This is a genomic window from Pseudomonas sp. LBUM1668 (assembly GCF_059695715.1).
In genome coordinates, this window is the sequence record NZ_CP166787.1 from 1,826,426 (window position 1) to 1,844,274 (window position 17,849).

Annotated in this window: 12 protein-coding genes; 1 reads left to right on the forward strand and 11 read right to left on the reverse strand. The window is 55.9% G+C overall.

From position 1 onward, the window contains the following. Window positions 1-48: 48 nt before the first annotated feature. From ACA061_RS08220 to puuE, 7 genes are all read right to left on the reverse strand, one after another. Complete coding sequence (locus tag ACA061_RS08220) at window positions 49-834, reverse strand: outer membrane protein OmpK (protein ID WP_150618539.1); 786 nt, start codon at window positions 832-834, stop codon at window positions 49-51. 160 nt (window positions 835-994) lie between these two features. After that, window positions 995-2,353, reverse strand: a complete 1,359-nt coding sequence (locus tag ACA061_RS08225) for a nucleobase:cation symporter-2 family protein (RefSeq protein WP_150618541.1) — start codon at window positions 2,351-2,353, stop codon at window positions 995-997. Window positions 2,354-2,651: 298 nt separating this feature from the next. Then, complete coding sequence (locus ACA061_RS08230) at window positions 2,652-3,965, reverse strand: urate hydroxylase PuuD (protein ID WP_047300351.1); 1,314 nt, start codon at window positions 3,963-3,965, stop codon at window positions 2,652-2,654. Window positions 3,966-4,015: 50 nt separating this feature from the next. Beyond that, the gene (locus tag ACA061_RS08235) at window positions 4,016-4,519 is read right to left on the reverse strand and encodes an ureidoglycolate lyase (protein ID WP_034151759.1); all 504 of its coding nucleotides are present in this window, start codon (window positions 4,517-4,519) and stop codon (window positions 4,016-4,018) included. Between the two features lie 147 nt (window positions 4,520-4,666). Continuing rightward, the gene (alc, locus tag ACA061_RS08240; RefSeq protein WP_042558426.1) at window positions 4,667-5,662 is read right to left on the reverse strand and encodes an allantoicase; all 996 of its coding nucleotides are present in this window, start codon (window positions 5,660-5,662) and stop codon (window positions 4,667-4,669) included. 89 nt (window positions 5,663-5,751) lie between these two features. After that, window positions 5,752-6,267 (reverse strand): 2-oxo-4-hydroxy-4-carboxy-5-ureidoimidazoline decarboxylase, encoded by a 516-nt coding sequence (gene uraD / locus ACA061_RS08245; protein ID WP_497301113.1) that lies wholly within the window; start codon window positions 6,265-6,267, stop codon window positions 5,752-5,754. Further along, window positions 6,264-7,190: an allantoinase PuuE gene (gene puuE, locus ACA061_RS08250; RefSeq protein ID WP_497301115.1), complete on the reverse strand. Its 927-nt coding sequence runs from the start codon at window positions 7,188-7,190 to the stop codon at window positions 6,264-6,266. Before puuE ends, uraD begins: the two co-directional genes overlap by 4 nt. A 442-nt stretch (window positions 7,191-7,632) precedes the next feature. Here puuE and uraH point away from each other — a divergent pair, with 442 nt between their 5' ends. Continuing rightward, on the forward strand, window positions 7,633-7,986 hold the full coding sequence (uraH, locus tag ACA061_RS08255; RefSeq protein WP_497301117.1) for a hydroxyisourate hydrolase: 354 nt from the start codon (window positions 7,633-7,635) through the stop codon (window positions 7,984-7,986). 142 nt (window positions 7,987-8,128) lie between these two features. On the opposite strand, the gene ACA061_RS08260 is transcribed toward uraH, so the two are convergent. The 4 genes from ACA061_RS08260 to ACA061_RS08275 all read right to left on the reverse strand — a co-directional run bounded on the left by ACA061_RS08260 (window position 8,129) and on the right by ACA061_RS08275 (window position 17,304). Then, entirely contained in the window at window positions 8,129-11,656 is a 3,528-nt protein-coding gene (locus ACA061_RS08260; protein WP_497301118.1) for a calcium-binding protein, read from the reverse strand. A gap of 317 nt (window positions 11,657-11,973) precedes the next feature. Continuing rightward, entirely contained in the window at window positions 11,974-13,836 is a 1,863-nt protein-coding gene (locus tag ACA061_RS08265; protein WP_497301120.1) for a hypothetical protein, read from the reverse strand. A 52-nt stretch (window positions 13,837-13,888) separates the two neighbouring features. After that, a complete protein-coding gene (locus tag ACA061_RS08270; protein WP_210553635.1) occupies window positions 13,889-15,583 on the reverse strand; it encodes a hypothetical protein in 1,695 nt (564 codons plus the stop codon). A gap of 287 nt (window positions 15,584-15,870) precedes the next feature. Next, window positions 15,871-17,304 (reverse strand): hypothetical protein, encoded by a 1,434-nt coding sequence (locus ACA061_RS08275; protein ID WP_497301122.1) that lies wholly within the window; start codon window positions 17,302-17,304, stop codon window positions 15,871-15,873. Between the last annotated feature and the right edge of the window lie 545 nt (window positions 17,305-17,849).

Consider the following 17,849-nt stretch of genomic DNA (forward strand, 5'->3'; position numbering starts at 1 on the left):
CCGCAACAGAGCACCGACGACAGGCATGGGGCACGGTTGCGGGCCATCTCAGAAGTGCACCTTCACCAGCAGGCTGGCGGTGTTCTGATTGGTGTCGAAGTTATGGCTGTTTTCGACGCCGTATTTGTTCTTCCAGTAGCTGTATTCGGTGCCGACATACAGCTGCTTCTGACTCCAGCCCAGGGCTTTGCCCAAGTCATATTTGATCTGCGGATTGATGTGCAGGTTGGCGTGGTAGGTGCCGCGCGAGTTCTCATCGTTGTCGACCACCCAGTCCAGATAACCGTCGATCAACAGGTCGGAATTGCCTACCGGAATGCTGTAGGACCAGCCGGGCGTGATCTGCCAGACGCCATCGCCGGGGCGTGGGCCTTCGGTCTGGCGGCGGAAGATGTTCAGGGTGACGTAATTGAAGCCAGGCACTTTGAGGTCGAAGCCGGGGCCGATCAGGTAGGCCTCGCTTTCACCTTCGCCGTATTCATAGGTCATCGCCAGCAGTACATCCTTGATCGGGCCGAACTCGATTTTCTGGTCGAAGATCTTGCCGAACGAGAAGCGCGGGGTGAATTCACCATAGAACGCGTGCGGGCCTTTGTTCGCGTCTTCTTTGCCGTTGTAGAAGATCTTGTCGACGAACAGAAAGTTGTCGCCGTACTTCCACTTGTCGGCGTGCTCGAAGGTCACCGTCTGCTGGATCGACGGGTTGATCGCGAAATTCTTGCCGTACAGGTAGCTGAGGCTGTTGGTCTGCCAGAGCAATAAATCGCCGGCCATGGCCTGGGATGCGGCGAGCAGGCCGCCGCTCAATAGCAAACTCGATTGCGTGCGAATCATCTGTTGCTCCCTCTTGTTTTTATTTTTAAGGCGCAGAGCTGTCTGACCCCTGTAGGAGTGAGCCTGCTCGCGATGGCGTTGTTTCAGTCAACTGGTGTGTTGAATGTCATACCGCGATCGCGAGCAGGCTCACTGCTACAGGGGTTCTTCGGTGTTGCTGTTAATGCGAGTGCGCGTTGCAGTCGTTGATCGCCGCGCGCTCGGCGCCGCCTAGAATGTTGAACAGCAGGTTCAGCGTCAGCGCGCTGAGCGTTGCCATGGCGATGCCGCTGTGGGTGATAGGGCTCATCCACATCGGCAGGTGTGCGAAAAACTCCGGACGCACCACCGGGATCAGGCCCATGCCGATGCTCACCGCCACCAGCAACTGGTTGCGACGGTCACCGATGTCGGCTTCTTGCAGAATCTTGATCCCGGTCGCAGCGACCATGCCGAACATCGCAATCGCTGCACCGCCGAGTACCGCTGGAGGAATCGACGCCACCAGGAACGCGGCTTTGGGCAGCAGGCTCAAGACGATCAGCAAACCGCCGGCAACGATGGTGACCGAACGGCAGCGCACGCCGGTCATCTGCACCAGGCCGATGTTCTGCGCGAAGGAGGAGTGGGTGAAGGTGTTGAAGAAACCGGCGAAGAACGAGGCGCCCGCATCGCACAGCAAACCGCGACGCAACATGCGCGGGCAGACTTCCTGGCCGGTGATTTTGCCCAGCGCGAGGAACATCCCGGTGGACTCGACGAAGATGATTACCACCACCAGACACATTGAAAGGATCGGGGCGAGTTCGAACTTCGGCATGCCGAAATGCAGCGGAGTGACGAACTGAACCCACGGCGCAGCGGCCATGCCGCTGAGGTCGACCATGCCGATCGCGCCGCAAAGGACGTAACCGAAGCACATGCCGATCAGCACGGAAATGTTCACCCAGAAACCGCGCATGAAGCGGTGGACCAGCAGGATGGTGGCCAGCACCAGTGCGGCAATGGCCAGATAAATAGGTGAGCCGAATTGAGCCGCATCGGCACCGCCACCGGCCCAGTTCACGGCCACGGGGAACAGCGACAAACCGATCGAGGTGATGACGGTGCCCGTCACCAGCGGCGGGAAGAAACGTACGACCTTGGACATGAACGGCGCGATGATCATGCCGAAGAATCCGGCGGCGATTGTTGCACCGAAGATGCCTTGCAGACCGATACCGGGCATGCCGGCCATGGCGACCATGCTGCCGACAGCGGCAAAACTGGCGCCCATCATCACCGGCATGCGAATGCCCATCGGGCCGATACCGAGCGACTGCACGATGGTGGCAATACCGGCGACCAGCAGGTCGGCGTTGATCAGGAAGGCGATTTCTTCACGACTCAGGCCAGCGGCCTGTCCAATGATCAGCGGCACCGCGATGGCACCACCGTACATCAGCAGAACATGTTGCAAACCGACCAGGATCAGTTGCAAAAGGGGCAAACGCTGAATGGCGGGTGCGTCGGGGATGCGCGCTTTGGACAGCTCGGACATGCAACACCTCGGATCTTTTTATTCTTGTGATTAACAGCTGCCGGGTGGCTCACAGCTGTTTCTTTGCATCATTCGTATGTGTGGTCAGAGGAATTTTGTGGCGAGGGGATTTATCCCCGATGGGCTACGAAGTAGCCCCAAAACCTGCAATCGCAATACATCAGGCAGATGGCAATGACAGGTTCTGCGACGGCTGCGCCGCCGATCGGGGATAAATCCCCTCGCCACAGGTAAATCCTCAAGCACAGGCAAATCCCTTCACCTCAAAAGCCTGCTGTTAAGCAGGCTTTTGTGTGGCTTAGTTGGTCTGGGCTCCCTGGGCGATCCATGCACCGATCAGGTCACGTTCCTGCTGGGTCATCTGTGTGATGTTGCCCAGTGGCATGATCTGCGTGGTGATGGCTTGCGCCTGGATGCGCGCCGCGTTCTGGCGAATCTGCTCAGGTGTGTCGAGCATCACACCGGCCGGAGCTGCGCTGAACAACGGGCTGGTCGGCTTGGCCGAGTGACAAACTGTGCAACGCTCTTGAATCACGTTGTGCACTTTGTCGAAGCCTGGGCCGGCGTTGGAGGCTTGCGCTGGTGCTGCTGCAGGTTCGGCAGGTGCAGCAGGTTGCGCCGCTTCAGCCGGTTTCAAGCCACCGCCCACTGCAGTTTCCGGCAATGGCTGGTACTCGATTTTCGCTGGCGCCTTCGCCACTTCGGGGGCGGTGGACATCGGCGCGGGGCCGGTGACGTACGCCAGAGTGATCATGCCAACGGCTGCAACAGGCAAAGTCCAGGCGAACTTGTGGCTGTCGTGACGGGTGTTGAAGTAGTGACGCACCAACACCGCAAACACCGCGATCCCGGCCAGGATCAACCAGTTGTACTGGCTGCCATACGTGCTCGGGAAGTGGTTGCTGATCATGATGAACAGCACCGGCAGGGTGAAGTAGTTGTTGTGACGCGAACGCAGCAAGCCTTTGGCGGGCAGCGCCGGATCCGGCGTGCGGTTCTCGGCAATCGCGGCGACCAGTGCACGTTGCGCCGGCATGATGATGCGGAACACGTTACCGACCATGATGGTGCCGATGATCGCGCCAACGTGCAGGTACGCACCACGACCGCTGAACACTTTACTGAAGCCATACGCCGCGCCGATGATCAGCACGAACAGGATGAAGCCGAGCAGGGCAGGGCGTTTACCCAGCGCCGAGTCGCAAAGGAAGGAGTAGACGAACCAGCCGACGAACAGAGAGCCAATGCCCAGCGCAACGCCTTCAGGGCCGGTCAGGCTGCTGCCCGGTGCCAGCAGGTACAGCGTCGGGTTGTAGTAGAACACCACGCACAGCAGCGCGATCCCCGACAACCAGGTGAAGTAGGCCTCCCATTTGAACCAGTGCAGGTTGTCCGGCATGGTCGGGGGAGCCAGTTTGTATTTTTCCAGGTGATAGATGCCGCCACCGTGGATCGCCCACAGATCACCGGCCAGACCGGTTTTCGGGTTGACGCGGTTGAGGTTGTTCTCCAGCCAGACGAAATAGAACGACGCGCCGATCCAGGCCACGCCAGTAATCATGTGAACCCAGCGCACGCTCAGGTTCAGCCATTCCAACAGATGTGCTTCCACAGTCTTTACCTCTCGCCTGTCACTCTGTTGTCGAGTGATCAGACCTTCTCTTATTGGTGGGGGGCGAGGATCAAACGCTCATCCTCTTTGAAAAAATGCTCATCGCAGTTATTGCCTGTGCCACTGCGATCAACCACCAGGAAGTCATCCCGCTTTTCGATCGTCAGCACCGGATGGTGCCAAACGCCGCGATGGTAATTAATGCCCTGCCTGCCGTTGGTGACGAAGGCGCGGACCAAGCCTGATACAGGTTCATCGCCAACGGGCGCGACCACGATCAGAAAGGGGTTGCCGAGCAGCGGAATGAAAGCCTGGCTGCCCAGCGGATGGCGTTCCAGCATGCAAACGGTCAGCGGCATGTCCTGCGCGTCGGCGCGGAAAATGCTGATGATCGCGTTGTCCTCAGGCTGAGCGGTTTCGACCGTCGCCAGTTTATGGAAGCGCATGGTCGAACCGTTGTTGATCATGAAGTGATCGCTGCCGTCGGTTTCGATCACGTCACCGAAAGGGGCGAAGGCTTCTTTGCTCAGCGGTTCAATCGTCAGTGTGCGCATGCTGTTCTTCTTATCCGAATTCTGTGTTGTTCAACTTGTCAGTGCGTCTTGCGCGATCCCTGTAGGAGCTGGCGAAACCTGCGATCTTTTGATTTTGTTTTTAAGATCAAAAGATCGCAGCCTGCGGCAGCTCCTACAGGCTCAGCATTACTTCGCGACCTTGCCCAGTACGCGCAGGCGACTCACACCACCATCCGGGAACACGTTCAGGCGGATGTGGGTGATCGGGCCCAGAGCCTTGATCTGCTCGACGAAGGTGTGTTCGGCGTGCATTTCCAGTTTCTGGCTTGGCAGCAGATCGCGCCAGAACAGCGACTGGGTTTCGATCTGGCTGTCAGTACCGCCCTTGACGAACGCGCCCTGGATCGAGCAAGTGTCCGGGTAGTTGCCCTTGAAGTGCAGGGTGTCGACGATGATTTTTTCGATCTCGCCCGGGTGGCCCAGTGCGACGATCACCCAGTCATTGCCCGGCGTGCGACGACGTGCAGTTTCCCAGCCGTCGCCCATGTTGATGCCACGGCCCGGGTTGAGGATGTTGCTCATGCGGCCGAAGTGTTCGTCGGAGCAGGCGAGGGCGCGGCCACCGTTAAGGGCTGCTGCCAGGTCGATTTGCTCGTTGTCGCCAACGGCCGACCAGTCACGATGCGGCACACCGTACACGCGCAGACGGGCAACACCACCGTCCGGGTAGATGTTGAAACGCAGGTGGCTGAACGCTTTGTCGTTGCTGATTTCGTGGTAGTGGTGGCTGTTGCCTTGCAGCTCGACGGCCGACAGCACTTCAGTCCACTGAGTGTTTTCATCAGGCTCGCCCGACGCCAGGAAGCACGCTTCCAGAGAGGCCGATGGCGGGTAGTTGCCGGTGAAGAATGAAGTGTCGATGTCCACGCCTTTGATCGAACCCGGTACGCCCAGGCGGATCACGGCGCTGTCGAAGCCTTCGAAGCGCTTGCGGCGCGATTCCCAGCCGTCCATCCACTTGCCGTTGTCATCGAACACGCCCTCCTTCCATACGGCCGGGGTCGGTTGGAACAGACGATTGGCGTCTGCGAACCAGTCATCGGTGACCGAGATGATTTTGGTGCCCAGACGGGCATCGGCCAGGTTGACGAACTTCTCGAAAGGTACGGCGTAAGCTTTCATTCTTCTTGTCTGCCTTTAAATAAGTTGGCTGGGGATGCTTGCAAGACCCTGGGCATTCTCCGCGTTTGACATGCTCGGGTCAGGCTTCGCTAGAGGGTCAGTAAACGGAACAGGGCGATCTTGTTGATCTCCGCCAGCGCGCATTTGAATTCGGTTTCCGCCGAATTGTGAATGCGCGTTTCGAACGCCGCGAGGATCTGATGCCGGTTGCTGCCTTTTACCGCCATGATGAAGGGAAACTTGAACTTGGCTTTGTAGGCGTCGTTCAGCTCGGTGAAGCGCTGGAACTCTTCGGCCGTGCATTGGTGAATACCGGCGCCAGCCTGTTCATTGGTGCTGGCTTCGGTCAGTTCGCCCTGGACGGCGGCTTTGCCGGCCAGGTCCGGGTGAGCGTTGATCAGTGCCAGTTGACTGGTGTGATCGGCGCTCAACAGGATGTCGCTCATGCGCTGGTGCAGGGTTTCGATCTCGTCGATCGAGGCGTCTGCGCCCAGGTCGTAGGCCTTCTCGGCCACCCATGGCGAATGCTCGTAGATGTCGGCGAAGGCTTTGACGAAAGCGTCGCGGCTCAGGGTCGACGGTTGCAGGGTTTGAAAGCGGCTCATTTGGCGGCCTCTTGGTACGGGTGGGTTTCGTGCCAGTGACGTGCGATGTCGACGCGACGGCTGAACCACACCTGTTCATGACTTTTGGCGTATTCGATAAAGCGCTTGAGCGAAGCGATGCGACCCGGACGGCCGATCAGGCGGCAGTGCAGACCGATCGAGAGCATCTTCGGCGCTTCGGCACCTTCGGCGTAAAGCACGTCGAACGCGTCCTTGAGGTATTCGAAGAAATCGTCGCCCTTGTTGAAACCCTGCACTTGCGTGAAGCGCATGTCATTGGTGTCGAGGGTGTACGGGATCACCAGGTGCGGCTTGCCGGTCGGGTTGTTCGGTTCCCAGTAGGGCAGGTCGTCGTCGTAGGTGTCGCAGTCGTAGAGGAAACCACCTTCTTCCATGACCAGACGACGGGTGTTCGGGCCGGTGCGGCCGGTGTACCAGCCCAACGGGCGCTCGCCGGTGAGTTCGGTGAGGATGCGGATGGCTTCGAGCATGTGCTCGCGTTCCTGCGCCTCGTCCATGTACTGGTAGTCGATCCAGCGATAGCCGTGGCTGCAGATCTCGTGACCTGCTTCAACCATTGCACGGATCACGTCCGGGTGGCGCTGGGCGGCCATGGCGACGGCGAAGATGGTCAGCGGAATATCGAATTCCTTGAACAGCTTGAGGATCCGCCAGACGCCGGTGCGGCTGCCATACTCGTAAAGCGATTCCATGCTCATGTTGCGCGCGCCTTGCAGCGGCTGGGCGGCAACCATTTCAGAGAGGAAGGCTTCGGATTCTTTGTCACCGTGCAGAATGTTGCGCTCACCGCCTTCTTCGTAATTGAGCACGAAAGACAGGGCAACGCGGGCATTGCCCGGCCAGTGTGGGTGAGGAGGGTTACTGCCGTAACCGATCAGGTCGCGTGGGTAGTCAGCGCTCACTGCAGTCTTCCTTCTTGTTCATGACTTATTCAAAGTCGGGATTACGTGGCTGCCTGGCGATGAGATTGCAGGCTGGCGTCACAGCGATGGGCTGATTGTATACAACTTTAATCGCACTTTGTAAGCCTGAATTTTCGCATTTTTCACCGACTGTCATCTTTTGCTGCTATTGGCGTGAGCCTGCAAGAAACCTGCCTGACCAGTCAGTTAATGGATGTGAGGTGCAATGTTCAGGCGCTTGAGGGGCAGATTGGGAGAAAAGTCCCGGATGGCGGGGGTGAAGGAAAAAATGTCGTTTTTATTGTGTACAATTTTTTTGAAAAGTGTCTTAATCAATCGCTCGCCGCAGCTTTTCGTGCTCCGAATCGGTGCGGTCTCCTTTTCAACTGACTTCGGGAGGCGCGAAGTCTGACTGCACCATGCAGGCAGGCGCGCAGAATCAATGGGACGTTTGACTACACACGTTTTGGACGCTGCACACGGTTGCCCGGGCAGCTCGATCAAGGTCGAGTTATACCGCGTTGAAGATTCGCAGCTGGAATTGGTCGCCAGCGCGATCACCAACAGCGATGGCCGGGTCGATGCGCCGCTGTTGCAGGGCGATGACTACCGTACCGGGGTTTATCAGGTTCAGTTCCACGCCGGCGATTACTACCGCGCCCGTGGTGTGCAACTGCCGGAGCCGGCGTTTCTGGATGTGGTAGTGCTGCGGTTCGGCATCTCTGCCGAACAGGATCACTACCACGTTCCATTGCTGATCTCGCCTTACAGTTACTCCACGTACCGGGGCAGCTGACCCCCAAGCGGCTGCCCCCACCGGGAAGCGACTGCGCATATAGCTTCTTTGGTCTTTCGCCCGCTCACACTGCGGGCTTTTTTTATTCCTTTGAAGTCGTTATGCGCAAGTCTCCGATGTTGCCAAACGGTCTGGTCAACAATCAGTTATCAGGCAGGGTTATCTTGAACATATCTGGATTCAGATGCGAGCATTGCCCCGTTACTCTTAGCTGCGAATAGTTGATTTCACGCGTTCTGTCGCTGTCCAGAATCCACTTGCGGTTTGCCAGGCTGTACAACAGGTTACCCGCGGTGCCATCGCTCATTTGTATGTTTCGCACTTTCAACTCCTTGTTGGCAATGGGGGCAAAGTCCTCCGGCATAAACGTGCCTGATGGGTCGAGCGGTTCGAAAAACCTGGCGTCCAGACTGTTTATATAGATCCGGTCGAAAGACAAATCCACCGTGTGGATGATGCCTCGGGAGGTGATGACGAAAATCTCGTCAATGAGGTCATCGGCGCCGTATTCCGGCAAGAAAATCGTGGTACTCCCCAGGTACAACTGGTTGTTGACCAGTTCAATCCTGGAATACCAGTGCTTGGTGGTGTCCAGGAACCACGTGGAAGAGTTGTTCAGTCGCGTTTCGGCAGTGGCCATCCCTCCAGGAGTCGAAAGGCGCATGACCCGGCCAACATTAACGTGGACCAGATAGGTTCCCCCCATGCCTTCGAGATTGTCGACGGAAGTCTGTGCGCTGGATAAAGGCATATTTACGCAGGCTGAAACCTGATCCAGCTTAGGTGGTAAGGATTCGGGAAGATTAAAATTGACATCGCTTTTTATTGTTCGCGTTAGCTCCAGATTATGGAGAGTGTCTGTAAGTGCGTAAACCTGGTGTTTGAATTTTGCCTCGACGGAGGCCTCATCGAGGTGCGGCGTGAAGGATTTTCCATCTCTGAACAACAGCATGTATCCGTGAATGGACACTTTGTCTTTGGCCTTTTTCAGTGCCGCATCAAGCGTCGTTGCCGGGTAAAAGCCAGCCCCCAGTATGTGCAACAGGCATTTGTCGAAATAGAAAAGGAAGTCGCATGAGACGTCGAATTTGCCTTCTACGTTGGTCTTGCTCATTTTGAAAACTGCGTGAGCGCTGGTCATCTCGGTACTGTCGTAATCTAGAAAAATACGCGTCCCAAAGTAAGCGCTCGGAGAAGCCCCTGTGAAAAGCTGGACTTTTTTGGCAATTCTCTGGATATACAAGCTGGTGTTCTGGTTAAGCGGTACGTACCAGGCGTCTAATTTTAAAAAGAAGGTGTGTTCCGGTAACCCGGGTTTGAGGATGTCGGCTTGTATGACGACGGGATTGCCTTGTTCAATTTGTTCGGGCAGGTCGGCTTTGAAGTAGCAGTCATCCTGGGTGATAAAGGTCAATTTGTTATTGATCAGGATACGCTTGCCATCGGCTTCTTTATAAACGTCGTTGATGCAGACAGTGCTGCGGTGTCGGTGGAAATCGAATGCCAATGTGAGTACGAGGCTGTTCTCCCTGATTTCCATTTTTTCAATCAGATCCGTTCTCCAGCCTAGCTGGATAAAGCTGTCGTCTACGCCATCCTCGGTAATGCAGATGTCCCCCGATCGCAGCGACACATGGTAAATATCAATGCCGGCCTCTCCAGAGGCCTGTGTCCCTCCATGGAGCAAATGAATCGAGTCATCGCCAGCACCGGCGAGGATTCTGTCGCTTCCCCTGGACTTGATGTCATTGGCTTTATCGGTACCCGTGACAATACTTACACCGTTAGTCAGTGTTTGTACGTTCTCGATACTTTCAAGCGTTGCCCTTAATGGATAACGCTGGCTACTCGAGGATCCCGGAGCTGAATCCGGGAAATGGATATTCAAAGTACCCACAGACAGGTCGATGTCAAATCCCCGGCCTTTCTCGGAAAAAAACTGTTTGCCATCCAGAATCAACGTATCGTTGCCGGCACCACCCCTTAGCGCGGAGGGTTCATTTTTGGTAACGTATCTTGTGATCTCTTCCTGGGATTCATCGAAGATGAAGACATCATCTTTTTCACCGCCAGTGAGATCCTTTTGCCCTTCGCCGTAATAAAAATAGTTGTTTTTTTTCAGTACACCTTTGATGGTGTCTTTACCGTCGCTGATTTTCCATATGACACCTTTGTTTTCCCCAGGGGTACCCAATACCGCACCCGGTGTGGAAGCTGTGACGCCTTCACGAGCATCAATCGTATCGTCGGTACCAACGACTTCTACGGATTCGACGATTCGGCTGGTGGGTAATCCCCAGAAGTTTTTTTCGAATACTCTTGTTCTTGGTCTGATCTCGTGTTTATAGCTCCCGTTAACAACGGCCTCCACGATGTCTTTATGCGTAACGTCGAGCATCTCTCTGGAGGCTGATTCCAGCTCTTGGGCGGTTTCGATTTTGGCTCTGGCAAGCATGTAGCGGCGACTGATTTCTATATCGATCACACCGCCGGGAAGAAAGGAAAACCAACCGGTACGCCAACGCTCCTCAACGGTGAGTTCGATGTAGTCGTCGATATCATCCACGATCCGCACCGCGCCGTAGATTTGCGAGCCGAGAACCATGATGGCGCAGGCGGCCAATCCCAACGGGCCTGCCATCGAAAACCCGGCCATGGCGGCACTGGCGAGTATTAACGTCATGGCGGCACTGGCAATGTTCAAGCCACCGTTGACGTAGTGATCCATGGCTTGCTTGCCGTCCGTATTGCCCGCAGCGGTAAACTCCATGACTGCACTGGCAATATCAAAAGGCACCGTGAATATTGCGCCAATGAGTCCGCCTGCACGGGCGAACCGCAATCCGGCTCTGGTTTTGGCAAAATCCCTCAAGGCACTGTTGCCGGCACTTATCATGTGCTGGCCGACTTTGGTGACGGCGACGTCAGTTACAATCGAGGCAACTTCTGTGCCGATTCCGACGCTGTTGAAGATAATTGCGGTCTCGTCATTGTTTTTTATAGCATCGTTGATACCGCGAACGCCCATGAACAGGCCGAAGAGCTGGAAGCCAACGCTTGCGCCGATCATGGTGTAGTTTTTTAAAACTCCCAGGCCTGCGCCCCCTCGTTTTTTCTGATAGGCCAGTCGCAGATCGAGGTTCTGTGTGGAGTTCAAAATGCGCGTCAGCTTTTCGTGATAACTGCCTGCTTCCACAGTTACATCGGGTTCAACCCTGATCACGGGAGGGCTTTGGCGAGAGCGCATGGTGGACATTTCGAAGAGCATTGTAGGCAGTAAATAGTCATCCCCGAATGCAGAAATCTTCATGCGTTTCTCGATTTCCGGGTAACTGAACTGGAGAGCATTTATGAAAGCGCGACTGGGTGTACGAAAATGCGTGTTGTAACCGTTTAGAGGATTGCCATTGACAGTGGCCCCCAGCGCATCCAGGCCACGGCGAGTTATTGTGTACGGACCAATCTTGAAAGGACCGTATAGATCATCAAGCATCTTCAACTGACCCGGTTTGCGCAGAAGATGAGGTGCCTTGGTGTTGGCTGACTGATCGGCGATGTCAGTGGTGAAGTCCATCGTGGTCGGCGTACGTTCGTTTTTGTGAATGCCCATGTCAGAGACTTTAATGTCGTCTTCCAGTGGGTAGTTCATTTCAGCGGACTGTGTAGACATTTAAACATCCTTGTTCATCGTCGGTGGCGCCGCGGCGCGCTGTGTTCTAGTCAAGAGGTTGCGAGCAATGCACGCTTTATGACGCGCACTAAAATAAACGCTTCTCTCGAATAAGTTTTATAAAGAGTTTTACTAAAGGTACGGTGTGTGAATGGATATTACCCAGCGTCGCTGATTCAGTTCAGCTTGGTGATAACCAAGTTGCTCTGTTCATTGTCTCTGGCGAGGAGCCCGGGGTTCACTTTTTCGGCGCTTTCATTGAATGTGTCCTTGATCATCATCAGCGTTTTCGTTCTTCGGTTGTCCGCAAGTTTTGTTCAGCCTTCACGGATTATGAAAAGGGTCGTCTGGCCCGAAGCGTCTGTTTGAACACCGCCGAGCAGATAAACAAGCCTGTTTGAATCCCGATAAGTGGCTAATGGCTGTTGTTGTGAGCCGATGGCGGTGTCAAACAGCGAATCAGTCGACTCGCTGAGCGGCGTTGCCGATCGATGTAGTCGGCCGTTGGTGATGGGTGGTAGTTGCAACACGAATACGACATCCAGGTTTTCCCGATAGAACAGCAACGCCTCATCACTTGATGACGGGAGTGCTGGACTGACGATGTACCCGTCGGCTTGCAATACCTCACTGAACAACTTGCGCAATTGCGCGATGGTCGGCGTCGTGGCGTACTCATTCCAGAGTCGGGGGAAACGCGCGGGATCAAGCTCCAGGTGTTGCAGACTCTCGCCCGGCGACGAGGCAATCGTCCACGAGGTGGCGTGGCGGGTATCCGGTTCGGCGCTGAGGTCGGGCAACATCATTAGCGGGTCTGCGAGTTTGCCGGGTGTCGGTGGCATGAGATGCCTGGCAGCCCAGTAACGGAACGTCTGGTTCAGTGTCGCCAGACCATGGCCGGTGATGATCTCCGCAGCGTTTGCCTCATTGAACAGGGTTCGAGCGAGAGTGCTTACCGATTGATCCGACAAGTATTTGAAGGTTCTGGAGATGTATTGCGTGATGGGCATCTGGAAGGGGAATTGCGTATCGAGAACAATCCACTGGCCATTCCTGTTAATCGCCCATTTGGGTTGCAACGATGGGTTATCCCGTAGCATCTCTTCGAAGGCGTCGTACAGCGCCGGGGAAAACAGGGGGTGTTGCAGATAGACGAGTTGCGAATCGGCGTTCAGCTCCTGCGGCACCACGCGATAATAGTGCCCGTCTATTTCGATGTGTTGGCCCAGACGCGGCAGCCGTTGTTTGCCCCATTTGCGCCACAGGCCATTAGGTAGATTGCGCGCGTGCTGATCAATCGAAAGCAGGCCTTCAATCAGCGTCTGGTTGGGCGGCAGGTCCTCCATAGGTGTCGCAGGATCATGCCTGTCTTGCGCCAGGCTCTCATGGATCGGATTCTTGTGACGCCAGAGTGGCGTGTCGGGAATGCGTTCAAAGTAGATATCAGGTGAATCGGCTACCTTCGGATAAGCCTGCTGATATTCACCCTCGGCGTTCTTTCGCACCATGACCGTTCCCTTCACGGTATCGACGTAGGTTTTGCGGTGTTTGTCATAACGGATGCCGTCGGGTGTATCCAGTGCCGAAGTAAGCCGGGCTGCGTCGGCGGGCTCAAGATAGGTCGGAAAAACGGTTGCAAGGTAATCAACCACGAGGGTTGCTGACGCGTCTTTCTCGTGTTCCTCCGTCAGCCAATCCGGGCGTTCGAAGTTCCACGTTGCCTGACGTTCTGATTTGGAAAGGAACAGGTCGGGCAGCGTTGGTGTGTTGAGGGGAATCCGATAGCGATTGTCGGGCTGGCGCCTGACATGAATATGGCCGGCATTTTCCACGTGCGCATATAAGTTGCCATCCGGGTCCGTGAACAGGCCGCTTTCCGATCCGAGGGCGCTCAGCAGGTGCGCGTTTTCGGCAGGCCAGGTAAGTGTTCGCAGCACCGAAGCCACTGTTGTCGGTTCGGAAACGGGGATCTCAGTGACCTGTAACGATGATTGGCGCAAACGGTCGTCGTAAAGCGCGTGCGTGATGTCTGCGAATGTTCGTGTGGGTTCCGGCCTTATCAATGGCGGGATATCGATATTCAGCCGACCGCCCTCAGGCACATTGGTTATGGGACGGTTGCTTATTGGGCGGGTATCCGGAAGGAAGATGCCCGGTACCAGTTTTGTAGGTTTGGCCATTAATGTATCTCGATGTCTGAATGTTTGTGGTGAGGCACCGCAGGGGTGCCGCTTAGCCTTCTCTGACGATGAACAGCGTCGGCCCCGAGGCAGAATGTTGGATGCCCCCGAGCAGATAAATGATTTCGTCCCTTGCCAGGTGGGTATTAAGTGCCTCTCTGCCCGCATCACTCAGTCGGGCCTGGAAATCTGCGCGAGTGAGTTCGAAACCGACAGCCGTGGGACGCATAACGGTGTCTGCGGTGATGGGGGGGAATTTCAAAACGAATACCGCACGGACGCCTTCACGGTGAAATATCAATGCAGCTTCGTTCAGCGGCCGTGAAGTCGAGTAGACGACGTATCCGTTGTCTTGCAGCAGCGCGCTGAACAGGTTGCGCAGGCTGGCAGGCGTGGCGGTCGTCTGGTATGCCTGCCATAGCCCGGGAAAACGTTGTGGATCAAAGTCCAGGCGTTGCAATAGATCTGGTCTGGGGGGAGGCAGGGTCAGTCTCCAGCCGGGTGTCACACTGTCGGACTGGATTGGCGTTCTGGGCAACATCACCAACGGATCGGAAAAAACATGCGGCGGTGGTTCGTAGGAGGCTCGGTTCATCCAGTGGCGAAATGTCAACGCCAGCGTCGAAAGTCCCTGGTTGTTAATACCGTCAGGCAAGCTGACGCGGTCGAATAGGGTCCTGGCAATAGCCTGCACCGAATGATCCGAGAGGGTATTGAATGTCCTCGAGACGTATTGAGTCATGGGCATTTCAAACGGTGGCTTATCCAGTACCTTCCACTGATCCACACCTTTCAAGGCCCATTTCGGCTGGTGCGAAGGGGTCTCGCGCAACATCTCTTCGAACGCATCAAAGCGTTTGGGTTTGAACCCGGGATGTTGCAAGTACACAAGTCTGGTCTCGGGGCCCAGGCCCTGATCCACAATCGAATAATGCTTTCCTTGTATTTCAATTGACTCGCCCGACTCGGGTTTTGTGGTCTTTCCCCAGTTTTCCCAATGACGCGTCGACAAGTCCAACGGGCTCGGCGGTGTGGAGAGAAGGTGTTGTGCCAGCGCCTCTGCTCCGGCCTCGCTGTCGGTTTCGCTCGCAAGGCGTGCTCGCTTGCTCGGACCGGCAATGGCGTCCTCCGGGTTAATAGCAAGGTCAGCTTCCGGGTGAGTGCGCTTGGCGGTCATTTCGGCTGGGGTCAATTCACGCCATTTCTGCTTGTCTGGAAGGTATTCGACCCAATCCCCGGTGGGGCTTGCTTCTCTTGAGTTTGTCTGCCGGTAATCGTTCTGTACTTTGCGCACCATGACCATTCTGCCGTCTTCCATTTCGACGTAAGGCTTTTTGCGTTTGTCGTAGCGAATGCCCTCTGGTGAAAGGGGTTTTTGTTTCAGTTGCTCCGCCAGCACGGCATCGAGAATGAACGGGTGTTGTAGACCAAGGCTGGCTGATGCGTCGGCACCTGAAATACGCGAGGCGGTGGACACGCCTTGCGTTGACACTTGCCGTGTCGGGGACGGGCTTTGCAGGTCAGGCATCGGGCTGACGAGCGCGCTGGATTGCTGCCGGGAGGCACCTGACCAAAGACTCGCTGAAGATGTATTGAATGTCGGATCCGCACCCGTACCCTCCATACCGGGGAGAACAGGTCCCAGGTCAACGCGGCTGCCTGCCAGCGAATCCGGCGAGGGTGTTCTGGAGCTCGGCGGTACGCTGGATGAGGACGAGCCAGGAATTTTCTTCGGCGGTGTTGCCATTGCATTACTCCATTGAATTGCTTCGCGTAAGACGCGATTCCAAGGGAGTGATGTTCGCCAACCGGAGGAGGGGGCGTGCGGTATATATGTCTTGCCTGGAAAGCAAACGATTCAAACCATTTCGGTGAAGGTTTTGAAGGGGCTGTCTGGGTGTCAGGCCGTTGTGACAATCCCCGTCTTTTGGGAAAAAATTACGCCGCCACCGCGTATTGCGATGACGACGTAAGGTCTTGAACACGTGCCGGTATTTAACAACCGGAAAACGGCATGAGTAGCCAGGGGAAGGCTCAACCCTCGCGGACGATGAACGGCACTTTCTGATTTGCAGGAGTCATCTCAATGCCACCCACGAGATGAATGGTCTTTCCGTTTTGCAGCATCAGGCTCCAGTCTGTCGTGTGCGACGTGGTCGTGGACGTGTCTGCGACCCTGGATCTCAATGCAGAGAAGGCCTGCTCAGCACCGGGTTCGACCCATCGTTTAAGCGTTCCCTCGACAGGTGCTGAGGGGAGTTTCAAGACAAAAACCACGTCTAGACCTTCCCGTTTGAAGATCAACGCATCCTCGGCGAACATGCGACTGGTGCGATCTACGGTATAGCCGCTGTGTTCCAGAATATTGCTGAACACCGCGCGCACACTTGAGTCTGGCCGATTCAGCTCATTGTTGAACTGTGCATTGACACGATCGGTGTCGAAATCAATGCGATGCAACGCAACGTCAAACTGCGGCGGTAGCGCGAGATCATGGCTGTTCGAACCTGTGCTTGATCTCCTTGGCAGAGTGGGCAGCAGCAGCAAAGGATCAAAAAGTTCTGGCGGTGGCAGGTCTGGGCTGGCTCGGTGCTTCCAGTGATGAAATGTCAAAGCCAGCGTCGAAAGTCCCTCGCTGTCGATCCCGCCTGGCAGGCTGGAGCGGTCGAATACGGTCCTGGCAATGGCCTGCGCCGAATGATCCGAGAAAAGGTTGAATGCGCTCGAGACGTATTGAGTCATGGGCATTTCAAACGGTGGGTGGTTATCCCGTACCCTCCATTGCCCCTCTTGTCTCAAGGCCCATTTCGGCTGACGTGAAGGGTCAACGCGCAACATGTGTTCAAACGCATCAAAGCGTCCGGGTTTGAACTCGGGATGTTGCAAGTACACCAGGTTGGGCTCGGAGCTTCGCTCCTGAGCCACAATCGAATAGTGCTTTCCTCCTATTTCGATTGACTCGTCCGACTCGGGTCTTGTGGTCTTTCCCCAGTTTTCCCACTGACGCAGCGACGAGTCCAACGCGCTCGGCGGCGTGGAGAGAAGACGTTGCACCAGAGCCTGTGTAGTGGCCTCGTTGGTGAGGCGTGCTCGCTTGCTCGGACCGGCCGTGGCGTCCTCCTGGTTGAAAGCAAGGTCAGCTTCCGGGTGAGGGCGCTTGGCGGTCATTTCGGCTGGGGTCAATTCACGCCATTTCTGCTTGTCTGGAAGGTATTTGACCCAATTCCCGGTGGGGCTTGCTTCCCGGGAGTTTGTCTGCCGGAGACCGTCCTGTCCTTTGTGCACCATGACCATGCTGCCGTCTTCCATTTCGACGTAACGCTTGTTGCGTTTGTCGTAACGAAAGCCCTCCGGTGAAAGGGGATATTTTTTCAGTAGCTCCGCCGGCTCGGCATCGAGAAACAACGAGCGTTGTGTAACAGCGCTGGCTGATGCGTCGGTACCTGAAGTACGCGAGGTGGCGGACATGTCTAGCGTTGACACTTGCCGTGTCGGTGAAGGACTTTGCAGGTCAGACATAGGGCTGACGAGAGCGCTGGATTGCTGCCGGGAGGCACCTGGCCGAGGGCTCGCTGAAGATGTTGCGAGTGTCGGATCCGCACTCGCCCCCTCCATACCGGGCAGAACATGTCTGATGTCAACGCGGCTGCCTGCCAGCGGATCCGACGAGGGTGTTCTGGAGCTCGGCGTTACGCTGGATGAGGACGAGCCAGGAATTTTCTTCGGCGGTATTGCCATTGCATTACTCCATTGAATTGCTTCGCGTGAAGCACGGTTTCAAAGGAGTAATGTCCGGCAATGGAGGTGCGAAGGTGCGGTGTATATGTCTTGGTGTGAAATTTTTTCGCCTGTGAATCAGCAGGCCGTGCCTGGTTGCAAGATTTTCATATGTACATGGCAGGAAGTAACTGCCCATTGCGGCGAACAGCTTTTAGTTGTCTGCCACATAGGGAGGATAGTTGGAGCAGCCTTGGAGGCTGCTCCAGCTATATCGCGTTTGGAGAGCGTGGGTA